General features: G+C 70.0%; 19 protein-coding genes and 1 tRNA gene. 4 read left to right on the forward strand and 16 right to left on the reverse strand.

Annotated features, from left to right (window positions below):
* Window positions 1–760: 760 nt before the first annotated feature.
* The 8 genes from Q1N79_RS12985 to Q1N79_RS13020 form a co-directional block, all read right to left on the reverse strand.
* On the reverse strand, window positions 761–1,867 hold the full coding sequence (locus Q1N79_RS12985; protein ID WP_300608768.1) for an NAD(P)-dependent alcohol dehydrogenase: 1,107 nt from the start codon (window positions 1,865–1,867) through the stop codon (window positions 761–763).
* Window positions 1,864–3,327 (reverse strand): aldehyde dehydrogenase family protein, encoded by a 1,464-nt coding sequence (locus Q1N79_RS12990; RefSeq protein WP_300608770.1) that lies wholly within the window; start codon window positions 3,325–3,327, stop codon window positions 1,864–1,866. Before Q1N79_RS12990 ends, Q1N79_RS12985 begins: the two co-directional genes overlap by 4 nt.
* The gene (locus Q1N79_RS12995; RefSeq protein WP_300608772.1) at window positions 3,324–3,812 is read right to left on the reverse strand and encodes a nuclear transport factor 2 family protein; all 489 of its coding nucleotides are present in this window, start codon (window positions 3,810–3,812) and stop codon (window positions 3,324–3,326) included. Before Q1N79_RS12995 ends, Q1N79_RS12990 begins: the two co-directional genes overlap by 4 nt.
* Before the next feature lie 2 nt (window positions 3,813–3,814).
* Window positions 3,815–4,918: an amidohydrolase family protein gene (locus Q1N79_RS13000; RefSeq protein ID WP_300608774.1), complete on the reverse strand. Its 1,104-nt coding sequence runs from the start codon at window positions 4,916–4,918 to the stop codon at window positions 3,815–3,817.
* Between the two features lie 178 nt (window positions 4,919–5,096).
* Window positions 5,097–6,038 carry an alpha/beta hydrolase gene (locus Q1N79_RS13005; RefSeq protein WP_300608776.1) on the reverse strand — a complete coding sequence of 314 codons (942 nt, stop codon included), beginning with the start codon at window positions 6,036–6,038 and terminating at the stop codon, window positions 5,097–5,099.
* Window positions 6,035–7,456 (reverse strand): carotenoid oxygenase family protein, encoded by a 1,422-nt coding sequence (locus Q1N79_RS13010; RefSeq protein WP_300608778.1) that lies wholly within the window; start codon window positions 7,454–7,456, stop codon window positions 6,035–6,037. The genes Q1N79_RS13005 and Q1N79_RS13010 overlap by 4 nt, the downstream gene beginning before the upstream one ends.
* A gap of 226 nt (window positions 7,457–7,682) precedes the next feature.
* Window positions 7,683–9,506, reverse strand: a complete 1,824-nt coding sequence (locus tag Q1N79_RS13015; protein ID WP_300608780.1) for a DUF222 domain-containing protein — start codon at window positions 9,504–9,506, stop codon at window positions 7,683–7,685.
* A 407-nt stretch (window positions 9,507–9,913) separates the two neighbouring features.
* Window positions 9,914–11,020, reverse strand: a complete 1,107-nt coding sequence (locus Q1N79_RS13020; RefSeq protein WP_300608782.1) for a lipocalin-like domain-containing protein — start codon at window positions 11,018–11,020, stop codon at window positions 9,914–9,916.
* 202 nt (window positions 11,021–11,222) lie between these two features.
* On the opposite strand from Q1N79_RS13020, the gene Q1N79_RS13025 reads away from it, so the two are divergent.
* Window positions 11,223–12,785: a PQQ-binding-like beta-propeller repeat protein gene (locus Q1N79_RS13025; protein WP_300608784.1), complete on the forward strand. Its 1,563-nt coding sequence runs from the start codon at window positions 11,223–11,225 to the stop codon at window positions 12,783–12,785.
* Window positions 12,786–12,801: 16 nt separating this feature from the next.
* On the opposite strand, the gene Q1N79_RS13030 is transcribed toward Q1N79_RS13025, so the two are convergent.
* Together Q1N79_RS13030 and Q1N79_RS13035 are read right to left on the reverse strand one after the other, a co-directional pair.
* Complete coding sequence (locus Q1N79_RS13030) at window positions 12,802–13,572, reverse strand: aquaporin (RefSeq protein WP_300608786.1); 771 nt, start codon at window positions 13,570–13,572, stop codon at window positions 12,802–12,804.
* A 13-nt stretch (window positions 13,573–13,585) separates the two neighbouring features.
* Window positions 13,586–14,113: an LURP-one-related family protein gene (locus tag Q1N79_RS13035; RefSeq protein ID WP_300608788.1), complete on the reverse strand. Its 528-nt coding sequence runs from the start codon at window positions 14,111–14,113 to the stop codon at window positions 13,586–13,588.
* A 185-nt stretch (window positions 14,114–14,298) separates the two neighbouring features.
* Between Q1N79_RS13035 and Q1N79_RS13040 the strand changes: the two genes are divergently transcribed.
* Together Q1N79_RS13040 and Q1N79_RS13045 are read left to right on the forward strand one after the other, a co-directional pair.
* Window positions 14,299–15,870, forward strand: coding sequence for a Na+/H+ antiporter (locus Q1N79_RS13040; RefSeq protein ID WP_300608790.1), 1,572 nt, complete (start codon window positions 14,299–14,301; stop codon window positions 15,868–15,870).
* Between the two features lie 154 nt (window positions 15,871–16,024).
* Window positions 16,025–17,569 carry a hypothetical protein gene (locus Q1N79_RS13045; protein WP_300608792.1) on the forward strand — a complete coding sequence of 515 codons (1,545 nt, stop codon included), beginning with the start codon at window positions 16,025–16,027 and terminating at the stop codon, window positions 17,567–17,569.
* A gap of 58 nt (window positions 17,570–17,627) precedes the next feature.
* Here the strand turns inward: Q1N79_RS13045 and Q1N79_RS13050 are convergent, their stop codons facing one another.
* Window positions 17,628–19,316, reverse strand: coding sequence for a thiamine pyrophosphate-binding protein (locus tag Q1N79_RS13050; protein ID WP_300608794.1), 1,689 nt, complete (start codon window positions 19,314–19,316; stop codon window positions 17,628–17,630).
* A gap of 351 nt (window positions 19,317–19,667) precedes the next feature.
* Between Q1N79_RS13050 and Q1N79_RS13055 the strand changes: the two genes are divergently transcribed.
* Window positions 19,668–20,021 carry a hypothetical protein gene (locus Q1N79_RS13055; protein WP_300608796.1) on the forward strand — a complete coding sequence of 118 codons (354 nt, stop codon included), beginning with the start codon at window positions 19,668–19,670 and terminating at the stop codon, window positions 20,019–20,021.
* Between the two features lie 118 nt (window positions 20,022–20,139).
* Here Q1N79_RS13055 and Q1N79_RS13060 read toward each other — a convergent pair whose 3' ends face one another.
* The 5 genes from Q1N79_RS13060 to Q1N79_RS13080 form a co-directional block, all read right to left on the reverse strand.
* Complete coding sequence (locus Q1N79_RS13060) at window positions 20,140–20,487, reverse strand: hypothetical protein (protein ID WP_300608798.1); 348 nt, start codon at window positions 20,485–20,487, stop codon at window positions 20,140–20,142.
* A gap of 185 nt (window positions 20,488–20,672) precedes the next feature.
* Window positions 20,673–20,746: transfer RNA gene (locus Q1N79_RS13065), tRNA-Ile, on the reverse strand.
* Window positions 20,747–20,783: 37 nt separating this feature from the next.
* Complete coding sequence (locus tag Q1N79_RS13070) at window positions 20,784–21,719, reverse strand: class I SAM-dependent methyltransferase (protein WP_300608800.1); 936 nt, start codon at window positions 21,717–21,719, stop codon at window positions 20,784–20,786.
* 129 nt (window positions 21,720–21,848) lie between these two features.
* Window positions 21,849–22,220 (reverse strand): EamA family transporter, encoded by a 372-nt coding sequence (locus Q1N79_RS13075; RefSeq protein WP_300608802.1) that lies wholly within the window; start codon window positions 22,218–22,220, stop codon window positions 21,849–21,851.
* 105 nt (window positions 22,221–22,325) lie between these two features.
* Window positions 22,326–23,135, reverse strand: a complete 810-nt coding sequence (locus Q1N79_RS13080; RefSeq protein WP_300608804.1) for a glycosyltransferase family 2 protein — start codon at window positions 23,133–23,135, stop codon at window positions 22,326–22,328.
* Window positions 23,136–23,486 lie beyond the last annotated feature (351 nt).

Consider the following 23,486-nt stretch of genomic DNA (forward strand, 5'->3'; position numbering starts at 1 on the left):
GTTCGAGGTGCTCTACTCGATGATCAGCGGCGAGCAGCCGGCCGAACGCGACATCGCGCTGCCCACCCGGCTCCTGTGCCGGGAAAGCTGCGGCTGCCAGCCGGGGGCCACGCTCGCCGGCGTCACGGAGTTGTCGTCCGTGCGACACCTGAGGTCCTAGTGAGCCGGCCGTGAGTTCTTGCGGTCACCACGTGAGCCGTCTTCGGTCACAGAAGGTGCCGACCGTGGCCGCTGGCCCCCTTTGCGGCGCAGGGCAGGTCACGGGTCAACCCCGCCAGCGGCGGCCACATAGCCGACATTCCCCCCGTCCAGCCGTGAACCACTCCCCGGAAACCGCCCATGGACCATGATCACGGGTCAAACGGGACCGCCCGCGGCCACCTCCGGCCCGTGATCATCAAGCGCATCCCCCGGGCGGGCACGCCAGCGGCACGGGCGGCACGGGATGGCGGGGGTCACGGCCGGGCACAGATCCGGTTCATCCGCGGGTACCCGCGCCGGGCAGCCGCGATCGCCGCGCGCAGATGCCTGAGTCAAGCGCAATGCCTCATCCCGGGGCAGTTAATTCAGGCATCCCGCCGGGCGCGTGACGCAGGGGGGCGCAGGGTGCACGCGGGGCGCGGCGGCGGGGGAAACCGCGGCGCGGCCGGGGCGCCCGGGATGCCCAATGTGCCTGATGTGCCCGAGACGCCCGGGGCAGCCGGGACAGCGCGGGGCTGGAGCAGGCGACTGCGCGCTGACCCCGCAACTGGGGACCGGCTCACTTGCCGAACGTGAGGACCGGCTTGATCGTCGCGCCCGACAGGGAGTCGGCTATCGCCGTGTTGACCTGCGCGAACGGGTAGTTCTTCACCAGTCGTTCCACCGGGAAGCGGCCGCGGGCGTGCAGGTCGAGCAACCGCGGGATGAAGACCGCCGGGTTGATGTGGCCGCCCATGGAGCCGCGCAGCTTGCGACCCTTCAGGAGCAGCACCCCGGGAGGCAGGGTGACGGGCGGCCCGCTGCTCGTGATCACCGACGCGGTCCCGTGCGTGGCCAGCGCGCTGACCGCGGCCAGGATCACCGCGGGGTTGCCCGTGGTGTCCAGCGCCACGTCGGCGCCGTTGCCCGTCACCTTGGTCACCTCGGCGGTCACGTCGGCCAGGTCGCGACCGGTCGTGTCGATGGCGTGGGTGGCGCCGAGCTCACGGGCCAGGTCCAGCCGGTGCCGGACTCGGTCGATGGCTACCACGTCGTCCGCGCCGCAGGCAACGGCCGCCATCACCGCGGCGAGCCCGACCGCACCGGTTCCGAAGATCGCTACCGAACGGCCGGGGCCGACTGGCATCGCGTTCAGGATGGCCCCGGCGCCTGTCTGCACGCCGCAGGTGAATCCCGCCAGGTAGTGCAGCGGGGCGTCCGCGGGAACGGGGACGATGTTCCGCTCGGTGACCAGGGAGTGGGTGGCGAAGCTCGACTGGCCGAAGAACGAGGCGCGCACGGGCCTGCCCGCCGAGTGCGCGCGGGGCGAGCCGTCTGGCCGGGTGCCGGTGAACGTCACCGCCACGACGTCCTCGCAGTACGGGGTCAGGCCCAGCAGGCACTGCTCGCAGTGCCCGCAGTAGTCCGGGGTGAACAGCACTCGGTCGCCCGGTTTAACCCTGGTGACGTTGGCGCCGACGCGCTGCACCGTGCCGGAGCCCTCGTGGCCGAGGATGATCGGGAAGACGACAGGGAGCCGGCCCAGCCGGGCGTTGTCGTCGGTGTGGCACACCCCGACCGCCTCGACCTTGACGAGGATCTCGTCCGCGCGCGGGTCGTCGAGATCGAACTCCTCGATCGACAGCGGCGCGCCGGCTTCCCAGACGACGGCGGCCTGGATCTTCACGGGCGACCTCCGGGGGCGGCCGGCGTCGCTGGCCTCGCCAGCGGCGCCGGCGGGGCGGACTGGGTGAGCAGCGCCTTCTTGCGCAGGAACCGCAGGATCGAGGCCGGGCCGGTGCGGTCGCCGCCGAGCCCGGAGTCGCCGAACGAGTTCGTGCCGATGTCCCTGGTCTTGAACAGCGTCAGGAACGTGTCCTGCAGGCTGACCGTGCCCGCGTTGATCCGCTCGCCGATCCGTGCGGCCTCCGCCGCGGTGCCCGCGATGACCGCCGCGGACAGCCCGTAGCTGGTGTCGTTGGCGAGCTCCACCGCCTCGTCCTCCGTGCGGTACCGCATGACCGGCATGAACGGCGCGAAGGACTCCTCCCGCATCAGGAGCATGCCGTGGTTCACCTCGGTCAGCACGGTGGGCCGCATGTAGTGGCCGCCGCCGAGCTCCTGGGACGGCCCGCCGGCGCGGATGACGGCGCCCTTGGCCACCGCGTCGGCCAGGTGCTCGTCGGCGATCTTCGCCTGCCGGTCGAACCCGAACGGGCCGATCTCGCCGTCGTCGATGTCGGGGTAGTTGAGCTTCACCTGGCCGGCCTTGCGGGCCAGGATGTCCACGAACTCGTCGTGCACGTCCTCCTGCACGTAGATCCGCTCGATGGAGAAGCAAACCTGGCCGGTGCCGAACGCGGCGCCGCGCAGCACCGCGGTGGCGGCCGCCTCAAGGTCGGCGGAGGCCGTGATCACGGCCGGGTCCTTGCCGCCGAGCTCCAGGTAGGCGGGGATCAGCCGGGCCGCGCACGCCTGCGCGACCTTGCGCCCGTTGGGCACGCTGCCGGTGAAGCAGAGCATGTCGACCTGGCCGATGAGCTCCTGGCCGGTCTGGGCGTCGCCGGTGATGAACGTGAGCACGCCGGCCAGCTCGGGGACCGCGCGGATGGTCGCCATCAGCGGCTCGGTGAACCGCGGCGCCACCTCGCTCGGCTTGACGATCACCGCGCTGCCGGCGAACAGCGCCGGCACCGGGTCGAGCATCGAGAGCATGAGCGGCCCGTTCCACGGGCTGATCACGCCGACCAGCGGGTAGGGCACGAGCTGGGTGCGGAACGAGATGCTCGGCATGATCGAGCTCGTGCCGGACCTGGCGGCCGCGGCGAGCACCCGCGGCGCGTCGGCGGCCCAGGCGCGCACGCTGCCGGCGACGACGCGCGGCGCGATGAGCGAGATCAGGCAGCCGCCGGTGTCCGCGTAGTCCGCGGCCGACAGCGGGCCGTACGCCGCATCGAGCTCGTCCGCCCACCGGCTCAGCACCTCGATCCGGTGCTCAAGCGGCGCGGCGCCCCACGTCACCTGGGCGGCGCGCAGCCGCGTGCACGTCTGCGCGAGCTCTTCCGGGGTGGGCGGGGTGATCTCGTAGTCGAACTCGCCGGTGTAGGGGTTGCGGACGGGGAGAATCCTGGGACCGTTCGGACTCATAGAAGGGAACCGGTGGGGGCCTGGATGCGTGCGCGGTCCTCGCCCACCCAGGGCACGTCCTGGCCCATCCACTTGACGATCCGCACCGACTTGAACAGCCACTCACCGCTGGCCTTGGTGCAGACGTTGTCCCAGCTGGCGAGGCCGAACACGAAGTTGCTCCGGTAGTCCAGGTTGTGCTGGAGGATCGAGGAGTAGGCCTTGACGTGCATCTCCTGCTCGGACAGCGGGGTCATGACGAAGTGGGTGGCCAGGTGCTGGCGGCCGATGAACCAGCCGGGCTTGTCGTACCACAGGTGGTTCAGCAGGACGCGGAGCTGGTCGTGGCCGCGGAAGATGCCCTGCGGCAGGTGCTCGAACGAGCAGTCCTCGGTGAAGCAGGCGAGAACCTCCTCCGCGTCGCCGGTGTTCAGGCCCCACGCGTAGTAGGCGAACAGCTCCTGGATCTCCAGGCGGTCCTCGACGGGGATCTTGGGACGGGGCATGGTTACGCGTCTCCTTTCGGCAGGCCGAACACCGTCTCGGCGTTGGTCTGGTAGAACTGCTTCTTCTCGGCGGTGGTGAGCGGCAGGTCGTCCTGCCAGCGGACCTCGTCGACCAGGTACTCATACGGGTAGTCCATCGCGTACAGCACCCGGTCGGGGCCGAGGACGTCGCGGCAGAACATGATCGCGGGCGCCCAGGCCATGCCGCTCGTGGTGACCCAGACGTTCCTCTTCAGGTACTCGCTCGGCCTGCACTCGATGGGCTTCATCGCCTCGTACCGGCCGGACCTGACCGTGGCGCCGTGCATGTAGTCCAGGCGGTACATCCAGAACGGGAGCGCCTCGCCGAGGTGGCCGACCACCATCTTCAGCCGCGGGAACCGGTCGAAGACGCCCTTGGTGATCAGCCGGAGCAGGTGCGTGCCGGTCTCGACCGCGAACCCCCAGATGGCGCCGTCAAGCCCGGCCTCGAGCATGGGCTGGATGAAGTTCTTGGGGGCCGTGTTCGGGTGCAGGTAGATCGGGGTGTCGAGGGCCTGCGCGGCCTCGAAGATCGGCCAGAACTTCGGGTCGTCCAGGTACTCGCCCTGGGTGTGGGAGTTGATGATCACGCCGTGGAAGCCCAGTTCGTTCTTGCCGCGCTCGATCTCCCTGGCCGAGTACTCGGGATCCTGCGGTGCGACCGCGGTGAGGCCGGAGAACCGGTCGGGGTGCCTTTTGCAGGCCTGCGCGAGCTGGTCGTTGGCCAGGGTGGCCTGCTGTTTCGCGATGTCTTTGCGCAGCGGCTGGGCGCCGGGCGAGGTCAGCGAGAGGATCGCCCGGTCGATGCCGGCCTTGTCCATGGCGGCGAGGCGCCCCTCGCCCAGGTCCTGGAGGGACTGCAGGACGAAGCGGGGGCGCTCGGCGGTGGCCGTGCCGTAGAAGGACCACAGGGAGCGGAAGCCGGGGTCGTCGAACGTCGGGTCGTCGAGCAGGCCGAGCCAGAGCTTGAGGATCTCGGGGGTGGCGAACGCCTCCTCCGTGGCGATCCGCAGGTAGCCCTGCCGGCCCCCGGTCGTTGGCTGGGGTGCTTGCGTGGGCGGGAACGTCGGCTCCGGGGCGGTCATGCAGGCGCTCCTTTCAGCAGGGTGTTCCAGTGATCGGTGCCCGGGACGAACACGCTGCCGGCCCGCAGTCGCCTGTGTTCCAGGGGGCGATCACGCCCGCCGGCCCGGACGGCACGTGCCGGAGCACGGCTGTTCCCGGCAGGGGCACCGATCAGCACGGCCGCCGCCGGGAAGCCGGTCAGCGCGGCCATCCGGTCACCCGCTCGACGAACCGGGCCAGCGGGACGCCGAGCGCCGCCTCGTCGACGGTGAGGCTGCCGATGGTCGACATGTGGTTGTGGCCCTCGACCCAGACCAGGTCCGGCACGGTGCCGTGCCTGTCGAGCCATTTGCCGACCAGGCGCGCGGCGGCCTCCTGGAAGAGTCCGGGGTCCCGTTCGGCCACGCTGAACAGCAGCGGGACCGTGGTCCGCAGCAGGCCGGGCAGCGGCGAGACCTCCGGGCCCGGGTTCGGGCCGTAGTAGGCGTGCTCGGGCTCGCCGGGACGGGGCGCGCCTATCTCGTAGATGCCGGACAGCAGCGCCGCTCCCGCGATGCCCCCGGGGCCGACGGGATCGGCGGGGCCGGCGGCCCCCTGGCCGGCGGCGAACGAGGCGACGTGCATCGCGCCCGCGGAGTTGCCCGCGACCACGATCTTGTCCGGGTCACCGCCATAGCCGGCGATGTGCGCCCTGAGCCAGCGGACCGCCGCGGCGACGTCCTGCGCGCCGGACGGCCACGTGTGCTCAGGCGCCAGCCGGTAGGTCATCGTCACGCCAACCCAGCCGTGCCGGACCGCCCACGCTCCCACCAGGTCGTACTGCGGGGTACCCGGGACGTGCTTGTCGCCGCGGACGAAGCCGCCGCCGTGCACGAACACGAAGACCGGCGCGCCGGCCTGGCCGTTGCCAGCGGTGTGCACGTCGAGCCGGTGCCTCGGGTCGTCCCCGTAGCGCAGGTCCCTGTCGATCTTCGGCGCGGTGTAGCCGGCCTTCTCGTGGAACGGCGTCAGCAGCGCCCAGGTGGCCTGCGCCAGCTCCGGGCTGACCGCCGGGTCAAGGGCCTTCAGCTGCGCGATCACGTCCGGCGGCAGTTGCCGCGTCTGCTGCGCCTGCTCCGTCTGCTGCGTTTGCTCCGTCACAATCCCAGGGCCTTTCGCTGTTGTTCGAGCTCGGAATCCGCAATCCAGTTGCCGTGGAAGCCGATCGGCACCCGGTGCGGGATGTGGATCGTCGCGACCGGGCCCGCCCGCAGGTCCTGCGCGTGCAGGATGACGACCTCGGCGGTCTTGGTGGTCATGTCGGTGACGAAGGTCATCAGCCAGCCGTCGTCTTCGGCGGAGTCGCGGGTGCGCGGCACGAACACGGCCTCCATGCCGAACCGGCCGGGGCCGTAGCCGTAGGACTCCTTGGTTTTCGCGTCGAGGTCCTGCTTGATCAGCGTGGAGATGCCCTGGTCGCGGCTTGAGAAATAGCCGTACCTGAACTTCCCGCCGGTCAGCCGCTCGTCCAGCCGCGGCATCTCCTGCGGCTGCTCGTCCAGGATCTTGACCTCGGTCTTCCCGGTGGCGGGGTCGATGAGGTACAGGTTCAGCGAGCCGGGAACCTCACCGGGGCCGGTCCGGTCGGTGACGAACATCCGGGAGTTGCCCGGGCCGATCAGCGCCACCCGCCCGTCCGGCATGTCGTAGGCGCCGAGGATGTGGAACACCGCCCACCGCTCCACGTCCGCGAAGACGACGTCGCCGGGCACGCCGTCCCGCGGGATCAGCACCCAGCGGGTCGGGTATTCGAAGCCCCACATGAACGGGAAGTCGTAGCCCTGCCTGAGCAGCTCGTCGGAGTAGGCGACCGGCCCGTCAAGGAAGATCGCGTACCGCTCGGTCAGCGCGCAGTCGTGGACGACCGGGCGGCCGTACACCGGGACGTCCACCGTCCTGCGGATCTTGCCCGTCGTGTCGAGCACCTGGTAGCTGACGTACTCCCAGCCGTGGTAGTACGTCATCCCGTGGAGCTCGCCTGAGCCCGGGTCGCGGTGCGGGTGGCCGGTCCAGGAGCCGTTGAGGCTGCCGCCGAAGTCGGACCTGGCCAGGCACTCAAGCTCGTAGGACAGCTCGATCGGCAGCACGCCGGCCTCGGCGAACGCCCAGGTCTTGCCGGCCTGCGGAAAGATGTGCGTGTTCACCACGTTGTCGGCGACGTAGCTGGCACCGCCGCCGAGCTGGCTCGGGCCGGGCAGCGGCGGCAGGCCCTTGCTGCGGGTAACCTGGTCGTCCCGTACGAAGCGATTCCGGTACCACTCGGCCTTGCCGTCGCGGATGCGGACGCCGTGCACCATCCCGTTGCCTGTGAACCAGTTGTAGGTGACGGGGTTCTCCGGGTCCACCGGATTCGGCCCCACGCGGAGCAGGCGGCCGTCAAGGTCGCCGGGGATCGTCCCGGTGACCTTGAGATCGTAAACGGTAACTTCCTGGTCAACGGGCGCGAAGGGACCCTCGAGCCAGTTGTTGCGGAACTCCGGTTCCTGCGATGCCTCAGCACGTACGTGCGTCTCGGTCATGGTTCCCTTCCTGACCGTCGACTGGGTGACCCACTCACGTTGCCCGTTTCGACAGAGCATCACGCGCCGGTAATGCCCCTGTCATTGGGCGCGGTAACTAGAGATTTACATAGTCTTGTACGGTCCGTACAGGGCGCCTGCCGCGATATCCGGGGACTTGGCGCGTCCGGCGTGTAACGCTACGTCCAGGACGCCAGCTCGGCCGCACTTCCAGGACCGGTCGCGGTCATGCGGGGTATTTCATCGGGCCCTGGGTGTACGTGCGGCCGCTCGGCGTCGTCCACACGTGCCAGCCGGGGAGAGGCTGTTCGACTTTCCAGCCCTTGGATTGCTTGACCTTGTGGCAGCGGCGGCTGCGCGCGCCGGCGTTGCACGCGCACGTCCGTCCGCCCTTGTCGAACGGGATGGCATGCTCGAAGTCCGACTCGCGGGCGTGCCTGGAGCAGCACGGGAACGTGCACTTGCCGTCGCGGACCTGGACGAGATGGCGGAGGGTGTCGCTGGGCTGGTAGCCGCGGGACTCATAGCGGTGGTCGCAATCGGTCAGCGGCACCGGGCCAAGCTCGACGGCGAAGTCCCGCCCGCTGGGCAGGGTGATCGTCCAGCTGCCGAACCCGTCCGGTGGGGTCTGTGTCCCGGTGCCGTCGCTCTCGGTGAACGCCCAGGGGCCGTCCCGGTTGCCGGGTGGCGGACGCTTCGCCTGGTGCGTGCGAGCAGATCTGGCGCAGCCGTGGCCGATGGCCATCCCGGCGGCGTTGGTGACCGTGACGCACCATTCACTGTGCGGGCTCCGGGCGGCCGCGGCGGCCAGGTCACGGGCCAGGGCCGGGTCGAGGGGGCCGAGGCCATGGCTCTCGCCGGGCCGCTCGGCCAGGTCGAGAAGGGTGGCGAACGGGATCGTCAGGTTGATCCTGGCCGGCAGAGCCGGGCCGGTCGCGCCGGTTCCGGCGGGCGGCCCGCCGACCGGGTCACCATCACCCCGACCCCCGCTGCCGCCGTCCGGGCAGCCGCCGTCCGGGCAGCCGCCGTCCGGGCAGCCGTCATGCCCGGCCGGCTTACCGCGTCCGCGCTCGGCGTCGTCCTGGCCGGGCCGCGGCGCTCCAGCCCGCCCGGCCTGGGCTTCGGCCTGGGCTTCGGCCTGGGCTTCGGCCTGGGCGATGCGGGCGGCGGCGCTGACGCCGTTCAAGATGTCCAAGAAGGCAAGCACCCGCAGCTGGTCCATCGTGGCGCCCGGGCTGACCTTGGCCTTCTTGTACTCCTGGGCGCGCTGGTTCACATTCGCGTTCGCGGACAGCGCCGCGTCGGTGGGCAGCCCATAGGCCGCAAGCGCGCAGGCACCGCCGTGCTCGCGCCAGAACCGCACCCTGGCCTCATCCCGCTCGGCCTGCTCGCGGCGCTTGCGCGTCCCGTCCGGGTCCACGCTCGCCACCGCCGCCGCGGCCAGCCTGCCGATCATCCCCGGCGTCTTGCCGGGCAGCTCGTCGATGATCAAGGCCTCGGCCCGCGCGGCCTGCTCATCGTCGAGCACGAACAGCTCCTGGGCGATGATCTTGGCCTTCAGGTAGTCAATCGTGCCGTCGGCCAGCCTGGCGGCGATGCCGGGCAGCCGGGCCCCCAGCGCCCACGCGACATCCAGCATCTTGTCGGCGGCCGGCAGCGACATGCCCAGCGCCCCGGTCACCTCATTGCCCACGCCCTCGTCCCAGGCATCGGGCAGGTCCCCGTGCCTGTGCCCGCCCGTCCCGGGCCGCGCGCGGCGGCGGATCAGCTCGCGCAGCACGCCGAGCTTGCTCGCCGCCGCCCACGACTCCATCGCCGCCCACCGGCCCAGCAGGCCGATGAGCTCGTCATCGGTCGCGCCGTCGCAGCGGCAGTCCGGGCCGGACAGCTCCTCAAGTAGCACGCCGAGCGCCGCACCCGGTGGGCAGGTGTCCCGCGTACCGTCTTCCGCGAACGCGGCAAGCCGCCCGTCCCGGCCGCCGCCGGGCAGCCCGGCGTCGCGGCCAGGGCCGGGGCCCTGGCCGCGTCCGGGAAGCTGCGGCTGCGACATATGATCACCATCTGAGTAGTAAGTTCCTGCTACATCGAATAATAACACGAATAGAGGTCGGCGATGTGCGTCTAGATGCTTACCTAATGGCCACAGTCAGCTAACCATCCGTCAAGGCTGGCCGGTCGCCTGCCGTGGAAGTTGGCCGCCGAGCAGGTCCTGGGCGTGGTAGATCAGCACCTCGCTGGTGTCGGTGGGTTGTAGAATTCGCTGGCGCCGTTCTTCAGGTGGTGCCTGAGGATGCCGCTGGTGCCGAGCCGGGAGTTCAGGTGGGCGTAGCGGTGCTGGTGGCCGACTAGGCGCTCGCGGGGTTAGCCGGGCCCGGCAGCGCGCGGGAGGCGCCGCGGCCACCGGCTACGCCGACGTCGGCGCCATCGCTGTGTTGTCTACCGGCCCGCGCGGTGACGTCAGGCGCCCGGCGGGACCATTTCCGGCGGGTTGATCTCCGTGTAGCCGACGCCGCTGACCGCCTTGCCGCCGATGCGGCCCGTGATCGTGACGTCGCCCTCCCAGTAGACGACGCCCTGGGCGGAGACCAGGTCCACTTCCTGGTCGAGCAGGTCCGGCGTGACCGTCAGCGTGCCGCCGGGGACGGTGACCTTCCACCCGGACCCGTACGTGATGTGCGTCGCGGGACTGGTCCAGGAGCCGGTGGCCTTCTCGCTGAAGCTGGCCGGCGACAGGTGGCTGACGTCCTTCCCGGCGTCGGCGACCCGCGTGCCGATTGTCACCACGACCGTGCCCTTGTCGTTGCGGATGAAGTACAGCATGTACTGCTGCCCGTTGGACAGCTGCATGCTGAACCAGTCCCAGCCGGCGCCGCTGGCGAGTTCGAGCGCGCCCCACTGGTGGTCCATCCACGAGGTGCCCGTGACCTTGATCTTCACGCCGTGGTCGGTGACCGTGCCCGTGGTCTTCAGCGAGGTCCACGAGTAGTAGTACGACGACCCGATCGGGCCCATCGGGATGACGCCGCAGCTGCCCTGCAAGACGGCGGGCTCGGTGGCCTGCAGGCCGAGGTCCAGGGTGTAACCGGACAGGCTGGCGTCGAGCGCGTCGTGGCCGGACCCGCCGCTCATCGTCCACGCGCCGGCGTGCAGCTCGAACTTGCCCGGTGTCGCCGGCGGGGTGTAGGAGTCCTCTTTGCCCGCGTAGTGGAAGGTCTTGCGGGTCAGGTCCGCGATGGACAGGTCGGCGTAGTACAGGGGCTTGGAGCCGACACCGAGGAACTGGAAGATCACGTACTCGTACCCGTAGGTGTGCGCGTGGCCCGCCGCGTCGGTGCCGCGCAGGTGGCCGCTGAAGTACCACCACTCGACAGGGGCGGAGTGCGGTGACTCGTCTTTCGGAAGGTGGACCGCCGGCTTGCAGCTGGTCGCGACGGCGCCGGCTGCCGCCGGCGCCGCGGACGCGGCCGCGGCCTGGACGGCCGGTACGGCCGCGCACAGCGCGGCGATCACGATCGCGGCGCACCTTATCGATCCCGTGCCGAGACGGACACGGGCTCTTGTCATCCCGCCCACGGACGAAGCGTGACATATGCCGCTTATGCCGTCAACCGGGCTTCGGACACCGGAATCAGCGGGCTGGGGCGGGACGAGAAGCCAGGGATCGTTCGGGCGAATGATTTTGTCTCTTGCCCTTCGCGGTGTTGACCGGTTGATTTCACGAATCTATCATACTGATATCAGTTTATGAGAGGGCAGGTGAGGTCGGATGAGGATGACGAAAATCAGGCGCGCAGCCGCAGGCGCCTGCCTGCTTGCGGCGGTGAGCTTGCTTGCCGCGGCGTGCTCGAGCGCGGCGCCGACGGCGACGGTCTTCTCCGGCGCGGCCGCGCCGTCCGGCTCGTGGCCGTATCCGAACGGCAATCTGGCCAACACCCGCGTCGCGGCCGGCTCGGTGATCTCGTCGGCGAACGTGTCCAAGCTCGCCGAAGCCTGGACGTTCAAGCTGGCAGGCACGGCGGCGGCCGGGGTGGACGGGGCGGGCGCGTTCGCCGCGACGCCGATCGTGGTGAACGGCGTCGTGTACATCCAGGACCTGGACTGCAACGTTTACGCGCTCTCGCTTGCCACGGGCAAGCTGCTGTGGGAGTACCAGCTGAACATGCCGGAAAAGAGCGGGCCCGGGCCGAACGGGGTGGCGGTCAGCGGCGGGCGGGTGTTCGGGGACACCCCGTATACCGTCTTCGCGCTCAGCGCCGCGACCGGCAAGGCGATCTGGGTCGACAGCGACCTGCTCAGCAAGGGCCAGGGGTCGTTCGAGATCCAGCCCCAGGTGGCGGACGGGCGCGTCTACCTGGCCAGCGCCTACGGAAACGGGCCGGGCGGCGGCGTGCTGATGGCGCTGAGCGCGGCCACCGGGAAGGTGTTCTGGAGGTTCAACACGCTGCTCGGCGAGGACCCGGGCGTGCAGGCACTCGGTGCCGGTGCCGGCGGCGCCTGGCAGACGCCGCTGGTCGGCAGCGATGGATCGGTGACGTTCGGCATCGGCAATCCCTATCAGTCGATGGCCTCGGCGATCGCGCACCCGGCCGCGCAGCTGTACACCGACAGCGACGTGAACCTGGACGCGGCGACGGGCACGCTGCGCTGGTACTACCAGGGCGTGCCGAACGACTTCAAGGACTACGACATGCAGATCTCGCCGATCTCGGCGTCGGTCGGCGGGGTGCCCGCGGTCATCGGCGCCGGCAAGATGGGCTACGTCTACGCGATGAACGCGGCGACCGGCGCGCTGCTGTGGAAGACGCCGGTCGGCGAGCACAACGGCCACGACGACGACTCGCTGCTGCTGCTTGAGCACAAGATCACGCTGACGGCGCCCTACACGATCCTGCCGGGATCGCTGGGCGGCGTGCTGACCAACATGGCGGTGGCGGGCGACACCGTCTACGTGGCGACCATCGACTGGCCGATCACCTTCACCACCGTGAACGCGGTCGACGGCAACAAGGCCGCCGGCCCGGCGACCGGGGAGGTGGAGGCGCTGAACCTGGCCACGGGCGCGGTCGAATGGGACACGAAGGTGGCGGACATGCCACTCGGCGCCGTCACCGTCTCCAACGACCTGATCTTCACGGTCCTGTACCACGGCGTGCTGATCGCGCTGGACCGCTCAACCGGCGCGATCGTCTACCGCCACCAGCTGCCCACGTCGGCCAACGCGCCGATCGCGATCGCCGGCAACGCGGTGCTTGTCCCGGCGGGCGGGCCCGAGATCTCCGCCTCCGGAGGGGGCGGGCACCCGCAGCTGGTCGCCTACACGGTCCCGTAGCCGGTGCGGGCAGTAGTCAGCCCCCCCGGGCGGACGGCAGCGGCTGTTCCTCCCGGGGGGCTGGCACGAGCTTGGGGAAGACCACGTAGTGCAGCCCGGCCGCGACCGCGCCGCCGACCAGGGGTGCCACGATGAACAGCCATACCTGGCTCAGGGGCGTGCCGCCGACGATGAGCGCGGGCCCGAGGGCGCGGGCGGGGTTGACCGAGGTGCCGGTGATCGGGATGCCGATCAGGTGCGCCACCGACAGCGCCAGGCCGATGGCCAGGCCGGCCGTGGTGGAGTTCCCGATCTTGCTCGTCACGGCCAGGATGACGAAGACGAACATGGCGGTCAGCACCACCTCGGCAAGGAACGCGCCGCCCATGCCGATGTGAATGAACGACGCCGACCCCCACCCGTCGGTGCCCAGCCCGGTCTTCGACGTGCTGTACAGCGGCGAGGTGTTGAACATCCCCCACAGCAGCAGCGCGCCGAGAATGCCGCCCACGAACTGCGCGGCCCAGTAGCCGATGGCGTCCCGCACAGGAAGACGGCCCGCGAGCAGCGCGCCCATGGTCACCGCGGGATTGACGTGGCAGCCGGTCAGCGGCCCGATCGAGTAGCACAGCGCCAGCAGCACGAGACCGAAGGTCAGCGCGGTGGCTACCACGCCCGCGGCCAGGCTGCCGCCGTCGAAGTGGAACCCGAACATGAGGGTCGCCACCCCGACGCCGAAGAACACCAGTACTCCAGTGCCGAGCATCTCGGCGACGAGCTTGCGAATCAGTTGCTCCCTTGCCTGCATGGCTCCCCCGAACTTATCTGTCTGGGTGGGCCATGGTGTCGATCACCGCTGTCGCGGCCAGGATCAGGACGTCGTTCTCGCCCGGGAGCACCTCGACCCCGTAGGTGTCGCGGACCCGGAACCACCGCTTGGAGATCTCGGCGACCTTGTCCCCGTCACGGTCGATCGTGTACTCGTGGTCGACGATGTTGCCGTGGACATGCAGGTCCGGGCCATCGGTCTTGATGACCCACCGCTCGCGCAGCGGCGCGATCATGGCTTTTTGCACCATGGCGGCCCGCTTCCCGTCGGATCCCTCGATCTCCATGCTGTCCCGCACGTGCAGCATCCGTTCCTGGATCTTGCACAGCTCATGCCCGGCCATGTCCTCGAACAGGATGGTCTTGCGGACCCGCAGGGCCTTGCCGTCCAGCTTGTACACGCGCTCGCCGCGGTCGTTCTCGATCGTGTAGTCATCGCCGATCGAGATCATGCGCTGCCGCATCTGGTAACGGGTGGCTTCCCGCTCTTCGTGGCGCTCCCGCCGTCGTTCCCTGAACATTGCCGTACCCCCGTTCCTTGCGTGACTTGACAGACACGCTGAGTAACTATACTCAGTGTCCACTCGGCCAGTCCGGCGCACATCACCCGTGCTGAGTGTCTTGCGGGCGGCGTCTTTCGATTACCCTCCGACCAGGCGGGCAGTTTTGCCGGGGCTGACCTGCGGTGGGGTTCAGGGAGAGGCCGGTGCGGGAGCAGGACCTTTTTACGCTGGCAGTGGCGATCGCTGTCGTGGTGATCATCGGGCGGGCGGTCGCCAACCGGCTTGAGGTGCCCGAGGCGATCGTGCTGGTCATTCTCGGCGTGCTGGCCAGCCTGATCCCGCAGGTGCCGAATGTCGACCTGCCGCCGGACGTCGTGCTGCTTGTGTTCGTGCCGCCGCTGGTCTACTACGCCGCGTTCCTGTCCGCGCCACGGGAGTCCCGTGAGAACGCGGTGCCGATCAGCGCGCTCGCGGTCGGGGCGACCGCGGCGACGATCGCGGGCGTGGCCTGGGTGACCAGGCTCGTCCTGCCGGCCCTCGGCTGGGCGCCCGCGCTCGCGCTGGCCGCCGCCGTCGCGCCCACCGACGCCGTGGCCGCCACGTCCGTGCTGACGCGGCTGGGAGCGCCGCAGCGTGTCGTCGCCATTCTCGAAGGCGAGAGCCTGATCAACGACGGGGTGGCGCTGACCGCGTTCGGGCTCGCGGTCGAGGCGATGACGCACCCGCTCACAGTCGGCCACGGGAGCGCGCGGCTGGCCGAGGTCGTGTTCGGCGGGATCGCCTACGGACTCGCCGTGGCGGTGGTGATCGGGCGGCTCCGCCGCCACGTCCGCGATCCCATGATCCAGATCATGCTCTCGCTGATCACGCCGTTCGTCGCCTACATCCCTGCCGAGGAACTCAACGTGTCGGGCGTGCTGGCCACCGTGGTGACCGGGGCGTACCTCGGGACCCAGACGGACGGCCTGATCCAGCCCGCGTCGCGAATCCCCGGCACCCTGTTCTGGCGAATGCTGATCTTCCTGCTCGAGTCGTCGCTGTTCGTGCTGCTCGGCCTCGAGCTGCGCTCGATCCTGGCGCACCTGTCCGGCACCCACTCGGCGGGGTGGCTGGCCGGGGCGTCCGCCGCCGTGGTAGGCGCGGTCGTCGTGATCAGGCTGGGCTGGGAGCTGACCATGTCGCCGCTGATCGGGCTCCTGCCCGGCCGGCACTCCGCCTTCGTCAGGAACCCGTGGCGGCAGCGGCTTGTCATCGGCTGGGGCGGCATGCGCGGCGCGATCTCGCTGGCCATCGCGCTGACCCTGCCCGTGACGGTGAACGGACGGCCGTTCGGGGAGCGCTCGACGCTGATCTTCCTGGCCGCGTGCGTCGTCGTGGCGACGCTGATCGGGCAGGGACTGACGCTGGCGCCGCTGCTGCGCGCCCTGGGTCTCGCGCAAACCGAGCAGCACCAGCGCGCGGAGGCGTCCGCGCGTGCCAAGGTCACCGAGGCCGGGCTTGCCCGCCTCGACGAGATGGCCGAGGACGGGAGGGTGGACGAGGACACGGCCAACGTCTACCGGCAGCTGCTCGAGCTGCGGCTGGACCGGGTCCGGATGGCGCTCGGCGATGAGGGCCGGGACCAGTCCGTCGACGTGCACAGCCTGCGCCAGGAGCTCGTCCGCGCGCAGCGGGACAAGCTCGACGAGCTCTACCGCACCCGCAAGATCACCGACGAGATCCGCCGCTCGATCTCCCGCACGCTCGACATGCAGGAACCGGGCCTGTTCCGCTGAACGGCGCGCGTCATTGACACTAAACTCTCAGCCTAGTTGTGTGAAATTCACAGGCATGCGGGAGTAGCTTCCCCGTGTGTCCGATTCCCTCCCTGGGCACGCCAATTCAGCGCACGCTGCTGCTACGGCATCTCGGCCGCGGGGGGCGGCCGGGGTGCCGCGGCGTGCTGGCCGGCGCTGGCTGGCGGCAGCCGGGTGGGCCGTCGGCTGCGCGGCACTGCTCGCCTTTTTCATCCGGATCTCGCTTGATTTCCCGCAGAATTCCGACGGGGCGAATAATGCCCTCCAGGCCTGGGACATGCTGCACGGCAACCTGCTGCTGCACGGGTGGATCCTCGGCGACGTCTCGTTCTACGCCCTCGAGCTGCCGGTTCTCATGCTGACTGAGCTCTTCTTCGGGCTCAGCGTGCTCAGCAGCTACATCGCTTCCTCGATCGTCTACCTGCTCGTCGTGGCCTGCGCGGTGGCCCTGGCCGTGCGTGGCAGCGGCGGGGCGGCCCGGCTGGCCCGCTGCGGAGCGGCGGTCGCCGTCCTGGCGATCCCGCTCGCCATTCCCTACGGCCTGTGGGTCGAGATCGGGCCGCCCGACCACATGGGCACCTGCGTGTTCGTCCTCGTCTCGTTCCTGCTGATCGACCGCGATCGCATGCCGCGCTACATCGCGCCCCTCGTCGGCGTGATCCTGTGCGCCGGCCAGCTGAGCGACGTCACCGTCTTGTACATCGCCGTACCGGCGATCATCCTCGTGTCCGCGTACCGCATGGCCGTCGCGCGGCGGCTACGCACGGGCGACGGGGCGATCGCGCTCGCGGCGGCCGCGTCCGTGCCTGCCGAGCTCGCCGTTCGCGCGGTGCTGCGGCACTTCGGCGGGTACCTGATGGTCGCGCCGGAGTTCGCGCTCGCGGCGCCAGGTAAGTGGGGGCACAACGCCGCACTCACCTGGGACGTCCTGCGGTACCTGTTCGGGGCCAGCCGCACGCCGCGTGTCCCGCTGCACGGCGCGCTCACCATCGTCGGGCTGATCGCCGTCTTCGCCGCGGCGGCCGGCCTGGTCGCGGTGGCCGTGCGGTGGCGCAGAGCGAGCCGGGCCGAGCAGGCCCTGTGCCTGGCGATCATCTTCAACCTCGCCGCGTACATGTTCTCCACGATCCCGAGGGCGACCAACTCCCATGAGATCGCCTTCGTGCTGCCGGCCGGCGCGGTACTCGCCGCCCGGTTCCTTGTGCCGTCGCAGATCACTGCCCGGGTGCGCGCGGGAGCGGCCGCCACCGTGGCGGCCGCCGCCGCGCTCGTGCCGCTGATCGCCGCCACCACGTTCCCGGCGGCGGCGCAGCCGTCCGACGACGTCATCGCCTGGCTTGAGGCCCACCACCTCAGCTACGGCCTCGCCGGCTACTGGTCGGCCTCGGCGACCACCCAGAACGCCGGCGGCAAGGTCGAGGTCCGCACGATCGGGATCCACGGGACGACGGCATGGACGTACAACTGGGAGATGGACGCCGGCTGGTATGACGCGGCGAGGTACTACGCGAACTTCGTCGCGGTCGAGAACAGCTACCCGACGCTGACGGTGCAGGATGCCGAGCGGGCGTTCGGCAGGCCCGCCTCTATCGGGAGCGTCCCCGGCTGGGAGGTCCTCGTGTACCGCGAGAACCTGCTCACTCACGTCAAGGCCGCGCCGCTGCCGCGCGCGGAGTAAGGACCCCGGGCGGGCCGCGTTGGCGGGCCGCGCTGGCGGGCCGCGTTGGCGGGCCGTCTCAGGTGGCTGGCCGGAGCTGCGCGTTGCCGCGGTGCTGTGGGCCGCGGGGTCCGTAGTCGAGTTCGGCTCCGTTGTTGCTGCTGTGGATGACCGAGGCGGGAGCGTCGTAAGGATCCATGACTGACTCGATGAAGATCAGGCTGTCGTTGGGCGCGCTGAGCGCTTTTTCCAGGTCCGCGACGGTCTTGACCACGAACGACCGTGCGTTGGTGTCCGGCCGGAACACCTTCGGCAGCTTGGCGTAGGCCCATGCGGCGATGTCGTTGTAGTCCGAGGTCTTGCCCATGTAGCCGCGCTCGATCGTGTATCCGCCGTTGTTGACCAGAAAGATCACCGGCTTGCAGTCATGGCGCAGCATGGTCGACAGTTCCTGGGCGGTCTCCTGGAACGAGCCGTCGCCGATGAACAGCAGGTGGCGGCGGTCTGGTGCCGCGGTCAGCGTGCCAAGCAATGCCCCGACGCTGTACCCGATCGAGCCCCAGATGACCGACGCGACCACGGTGCACTTGGGCGGCAGCCGGAAGCCGAAGATGGCGTACGACGTCCCGTTATCGGTGAGGAGCACGTCTCCAGGCCGCAGGTAGCCCTGGATGGTTTCCCAGTAGGCGGCCTGGGTCAGCTTGGCGGAGCCGTCGGCGTGGGCGCCTGCCGACGTGCCCGCGGCGAAGTAGGCGGTGGCGCGGCTGCTGACTTGCGGGACCGCGTCGATGACGCCGCGCAGGACTTCCCTGAGGGTCACCGCCTGGTAGTTGTCCTCGCCGATGTCCACCGAATGCCCGCGGGCGCGGATCGTGTCGGCGGGCAGCGACGCGGTGAAGTCGCCCGAGGTTCCGTCGATCGGCCGGTAGCCGATGGACAGCAGGCAATCGCTGCCCTCGATGGCCTCGCGGGTCTGCGGCGCGCTGGCCTTGCCGTTGTAGATGCCCGCGTAGTGCGGGAACGTTTCGTCGATCACCGCCTTGGCCGGTCCGGTCACCGCGACCGGCAGCTGCAGCTTCTCGGCCAGCCCCATGACCTCCGTCGCGGCGCCGTACCGGTCGACGTCCTCATCCACCAGGATCGCCGGTGACTTGGCCTGCGACAGGTGGCTGGCGATCGCCGCGACGCACGACTTGAGCCGTTCGGGATCGCTTGACGGCTCGGCAAGCACCAGCGGGGCCGCCGGGACCTCGATGTCGAGGTAGGCGATGTCCGATGGCAGTTCCATGTACACCGGGAGCTTCTCCCGCCAGGCGGTCAGGATCAGCCGGTCGATCTCCGTGGCCGCGTTGGACGGGGTCAGCCTGGCCTGCGCGGCGGTCACCTGCGCGAAGGCGCCGAGGAAGCGGTCCCACGTCCCGTCGCCCGTCGTGTGGTGCATCCCCAGGCCCCGCTCGATCGACCTCAGCGGTATCGACCCGGCGATCAAGATCACCGGGACATGCTCCGCGTAGGCGCCGGCGATCCCGTTGATCGCGCTCAGGGCACCGACGGCATTCGTCACGGTCACGGCGCCCATGCCAGCGAGCCGCGCGTAACCATCCGCCGCGTAGGACGCGTTCAGCTCACTGCACGTGCCGACCCACCTCAGGTAGCCGCCGTCCTCGTTCTGCTGCAGCAGCTCGAGGTTGAAGTCACCCGGAACACCGAACAGGTGGCCGACGCCTGCCTCCTGAAGCCGGCGGAGCAGGAAATCCCCGACGGTCATTGTGCCGCTCTCGGCGCCTCGTCCCATCTGTCCGGATTTGTCACTCGCGCGCTCAGCTAGCGATGTCATGCTGCCTCCCCCGAGACCAGGTAGCTCCGTTTAGGACACCTGGCGCGTAAAAACCATTGCCCCCACGCTGCCTCCTGAACCGCAAGTTGGCGGTCAGCGACAGCCACTTCCCCACGGTTCCCAAGCCCTCCCGGGTGCAAACAGGCGCTGGCCCTGGTTAGCCGCGCTTCGCCTACTGGGCTGGGGCGCTCTTGCCCGGCGTGCGCTGCTGGAGTAGCCGGACTCCGCCTCGAGGCCTGGCGCGGTTATTCTGTTGCCGGGCGTGAAAGGAGGCGAGCTGGGATGACTGCTGAGTACCCGCAGGGTGATGAGCCGCTGATTCCCATGCCCGCCCTGTCGCTCCCCGCCCTGCGACAGGCGATCGCCGCGGTCGCGCCGTCCCGGCTGCCGGAGTTCTTCCAGGAAATCCAGGACGCCTTCACCCAGGCGGGGGACGAGGACAGTGTCTTCCCCATCCGCCACTTCTACCAGCGCTGGGGCGCTGCCATCGCCATCGGGCGGCGACCCTCGGTCGCCGCCCGGCTCCACGCTGCCGAACGAGCCCTCGCCGACCCTGACCCCGCTGTGCGGGACCAGGCGGTTAGGGAAGCCGCCGAGATCGTCCAGGCGGCCTACCGCGAGGTCGCGGGTGATTGACACTGGGAACCCGTCACCGAACGCGTGGTTTCATCCGGGTGCCTGGATCGGCTAATCCAAGCAGCCACAGAAGCTTCTCGTCAGCGCCGCTATGCGGCAGGCTTGGCGTCCCCGGGGCTCAGCGGAGCCTGGCGTCCTTGAATGCGCCGTTCACCTGTCGCTCAGTCATCCACCTGGACACGAACTCCGCCAGCTGCCGGTGCGTCAGGTCCGGTGACGGCTGCCCCGGAGGCTCCTGCGGCTGCTGGCGCGGCGCCGTCTTCGGCATCGCCTTGGCGATCTTCATGCCCACGCCGATGAGAGGCACCACGGCGGCGATGACCATGCAGCCCCCGACGTCGACCCAGACCGGATGGACCTGCACCTCCGTACCGCCGCGGTAACTGTATGCCGCAGAGATGAGTTCGCCCCCTGCCACGAACACGGCGAGCGAGACCAAGCCCATCACCCAGTGGCGGATCTTCATCGTCGCCGCCCCCTTACCGCGAGGCTCTGGATACCCCTGGTAACGCGTCGCCCCCCGGGACGGTTCACCGCCCGTCACAGGCAGGTCCACTGCGCCTCGAGCTTCGTCTTGCGGGTCTTCCTGAACCGGATCGCCGGTCTGCGAACCGGTCCACGGATCCTGGGAGATGCACAGAAAACTGCCGGTGGGGCGGCTGGGGATCGAACCCAGGACCGGCGGATTATGAGTCCGCTGCTCTGACCGGCTGAGCTACCGCCCCATGCCTGGCGCAAGATTACCTGACCCGCCCGTGGCGGCTAGCCGATCACCGCGTCCGTGTCCCGGCGGGCCTCGACGTAGATCGTGCCGCCGGACCGTGCCGCCACCTCGATGGCGGACCCGACCAGGGCCACGGGAAGCACGGCCGCGGCCGCCGCAAGCGCATACAGGCGGAAGGCGGGGCTCTGCGGCGCCTGGCGCGCCGCGCTGCGGCGGATGGCGTCGTAGAGATCGGGGTGGCCGGGAAGCCGGCCCACCAGACCGTGCAGCCAGCCGAACAGCACCTGACCGCCGCGCAGGTAGCTTACCCGCTCGACCCGGAACCCCAGGGCCGCGAGCTGGGACAGCAGCGCCTGGGGGCTGATGTGGACCAGGTGGCGGGGCAGGTCGAGCGCGAGCCAGCGGTCGCCGAACACCCGGGCCTGCAGGCTCGTCGCGTTGGGCACGGCGACGACGAGCACCCCGCCGGGGACGACGAGATCCGCCGCGTGCCGCAGTGCCCGGACCGGCTGGCGCAGGTGCTCAAGCGAGTGCCAGAAGACGACCGCGGACCAGGCGCCGGTCATGTCCTCAAGCTCGACGTCGCGCACGTGCGGGTGGGACCCGGACGCGTAGGGATCGACGCCCACCGCCTCCCGGCCATGCCGGCGGAAGGCCCCGACGAGCGTCCCGTCGCCGGCTCCCACGTCAAGGACGGGCCCTTCCGGCAGCACCCGGTGCAGGCGGCTGGCGAGGGTGGACCGGGTGTGCTTGAGCACCTTGTCGCCCAGGCCGGAGAACCGTCCCGCCGCGGGGCGGTACCAGAGCGCGTACGCCTGCGCCAGCTGCTGCTCGCTTGGCCATGGCGAGGTCGTGGCCACGCCGCACCGCGCACACAGGATCCGCCCGGGCCGGTGCTCGTCATCGCCGCCGAAGCGGCGCCCGCACCAGGCGCACTCGGTCGCGGCGGGTGCCGCGGTCCGCGAATACGCCACCGCGGCGGCGACCTGCCGTGGCGAATCCCCTCGGCTCGCGCCCGACGCAGGGCGCACAGCCGGTTCTGCGGATGACAAATGGATCAGCCCCTTGACTCATCGGTCCGCCGCCCTGGCCAGGGCGGCGGACTACGGTTTGGACAGCACCACGATGACCAGTCCCGACACGACCAGCAGCGAGCCTGCCCAGGTCAGCAGGTTGGCTCGCTCGTGCAGGACGAGGATGCTGGCGATCAGGATCACGATGTAGCCGAGCGCGTTGAACGGATAGGCGACGCTCAGCGGAAGCCGGGACAGCGCGCCGAGCCACGCGACGGCGGAGACCGCGAACACCACGAGCCCGAGCAGTACCCAGGGCGTGGTCGCCGCGGCCACCACGAGCGACCCGCCCGAGCCGCGCGCCCGGGCGGTGGCGAGTTGCATGCCGTGCTTGAGCATGAGCTGCCCGCTGGCCGCGGCGATCACGGCGAACAGCACAAGCAGCAGGCTTCCCGCGGTCAACCGATGCCTCCTTCCCGGATGTTCCGGAGCGACCCGGGCTTCCAGGTCAAGTGACTTCGGCATTCGCCGTCACTCCCCTCCAGGGCCGAGGTCCCAGCAGCTAACTTACGGGGTCGCCCGCCGACCCGGGTCCGCCGCCTGCCCGCGGGCCACCAGGGCAGGCAGTTGTTCCACCTCGAAGTCGAGGTAGTCGCGGCGCCGGAGGCCGTGCTGGCTGAGCCGGTAGTCTACGCAGGTGCGCAGCACGCCGAGGCCGTAGCGGATGCTCCTGGTCAGGTTGATCGACGACGAGTCGGTCGCGTAGCGGGTCGGGCACGAGACTTCGCCGATCCGGGCGCCTGCCGTGACGGCCTGGGCGATGATCTGGTTGTCGAAGACGAAATCGTCGGAGTTGCGCTCGATCGGCAGGCTGTTGAGCAGCGGGGCGCTGAAGGCGCGCAGGCCGGTGTGGTACTCCGACAGCTTCTGGCGAAGCGCGATGTTCTCCACGAACGTCAGGCACCTGTTCGAGACGTACTTGTAGCGGGGCATGCCGCGGGCGACGGAGTTCTGCGCGAGGATGCGGGATCCGAGCACCATGTCGTACTCGCCGTAGGCGATCATCGACGCCATCGCGGGAACGAGCCGTGGCGAGTACTGGTAGTCGGGGTGCACCATGACGACGACGTCGGCGCCGAGTTCGAGTGCCCGCCGGTAGCACGTCTTCTGGTTCCCCCCGTATCCCTTGTTGCGCTCGTGGCAGATCGGCACCAGGCCGAGTTCACGGGCGAGCGCGACAGTCCGGTCGCTGCTCGCGTCGTCGACGAGCACCACCTCGTCAATGAGGTCGCGGTCAAGCTCCGCCACCGTGCGCGAAAGGGTCGACGCCGCGTTATAGGCGGGTAGCACGACGCTTATCCGGCGGGAATTTATCACGAACGCAGTATATGGACTTGTGGATAGGGCGATTGCCGTATCTTCGAAGCGCGGCGGCCAGGCCGCCGCGAATCTTCAGGAATGCTTTAGTCACGTCGCTGCTGGCAGCCGCCCTGCGGCGGGACGCGGCGCGGGTAAAATCCGTCGTGTCTGTGCGGAGCACTGGGAGTTTGCATATGACGGTTCTGAGGATTTCCGCCACAGTTCCTGAGAATCGCGAGAAGGAGAGCAGCGCATGCACTCCGGCGAGCGGCGCCACGACAGCCCTGAGCTGATGACCGCCCAGGGGGCGCCGCCCGCCGGCCAGGCCGGGCAAGCCGGGCAAGCCGGGCAAGCCGGGCAAGCCGGGCA

It is taken from the genome of Trebonia sp. (genome assembly GCF_030042015.1).
In the GTDB taxonomy this organism is placed as follows: domain Bacteria; phylum Actinomycetota; class Actinomycetes; order Streptosporangiales; family Streptosporangiaceae; genus Trebonia.

What these genes read in the sequence shown, in the direction of transcription:
- Q1N79_RS13030 (WP_300608786.1), bottom strand. Translation starts at nt 13,572, where the DNA reads ATGCAGGCAAGGGAGCAACTGATTCGCAAGCTCGTCGCCGAGATGCTC.
- Q1N79_RS13050 (WP_300608794.1), bottom strand. Translation starts at nt 19,316, where the DNA reads ATGACCGTCGGGGATTTCCTGCTCCGCCGGCTTCAGGAGGCAGGCGTC.
- Q1N79_RS13000 (WP_300608774.1), bottom strand. Translation starts at nt 4,918, where the DNA reads ATGACCGCCCCGGAGCCGACGTTCCCGCCCACGCAAGCACCCCAGCCA.
- Q1N79_RS13060 (WP_300608798.1), bottom strand. Translation starts at nt 20,487, where the DNA reads ATGAAGATCCGCCACTGGGTGATGGGCTTGGTCTCGCTCGCCGTGTTC.
- Q1N79_RS13025 (WP_300608784.1), top strand. Translation starts at nt 11,223, where the DNA reads ATGAGGATGACGAAAATCAGGCGCGCAGCCGCAGGCGCCTGCCTGCTT.
- Q1N79_RS13015 (WP_300608780.1), bottom strand. Translation starts at nt 9,506, where the DNA reads ATGTCGCAGCCGCAGCTTCCCGGACGCGGCCAGGGCCCCGGCCCTGGC.
- Q1N79_RS12995 (WP_300608772.1), bottom strand. Translation starts at nt 3,812, where the DNA reads ATGCCCCGTCCCAAGATCCCCGTCGAGGACCGCCTGGAGATCCAGGAG.
- Q1N79_RS12990 (WP_300608770.1), bottom strand. Translation starts at nt 3,327, where the DNA reads ATGAGTCCGAACGGTCCCAGGATTCTCCCCGTCCGCAACCCCTACACC.
- Q1N79_RS13055 (WP_300608796.1), top strand. Translation starts at nt 19,668, where the DNA reads ATGACTGCTGAGTACCCGCAGGGTGATGAGCCGCTGATTCCCATGCCC.
- Q1N79_RS13035 (WP_300608788.1), bottom strand. Translation starts at nt 14,113, where the DNA reads ATGTTCAGGGAACGACGGCGGGAGCGCCACGAAGAGCGGGAAGCCACC.
- Q1N79_RS13010 (WP_300608778.1), bottom strand. Translation starts at nt 7,456, where the DNA reads ATGACCGAGACGCACGTACGTGCTGAGGCATCGCAGGAACCGGAGTTC.
- Q1N79_RS13020 (WP_300608782.1), bottom strand. Translation starts at nt 11,020, where the DNA reads ATGACAAGAGCCCGTGTCCGTCTCGGCACGGGATCGATAAGGTGCGCC.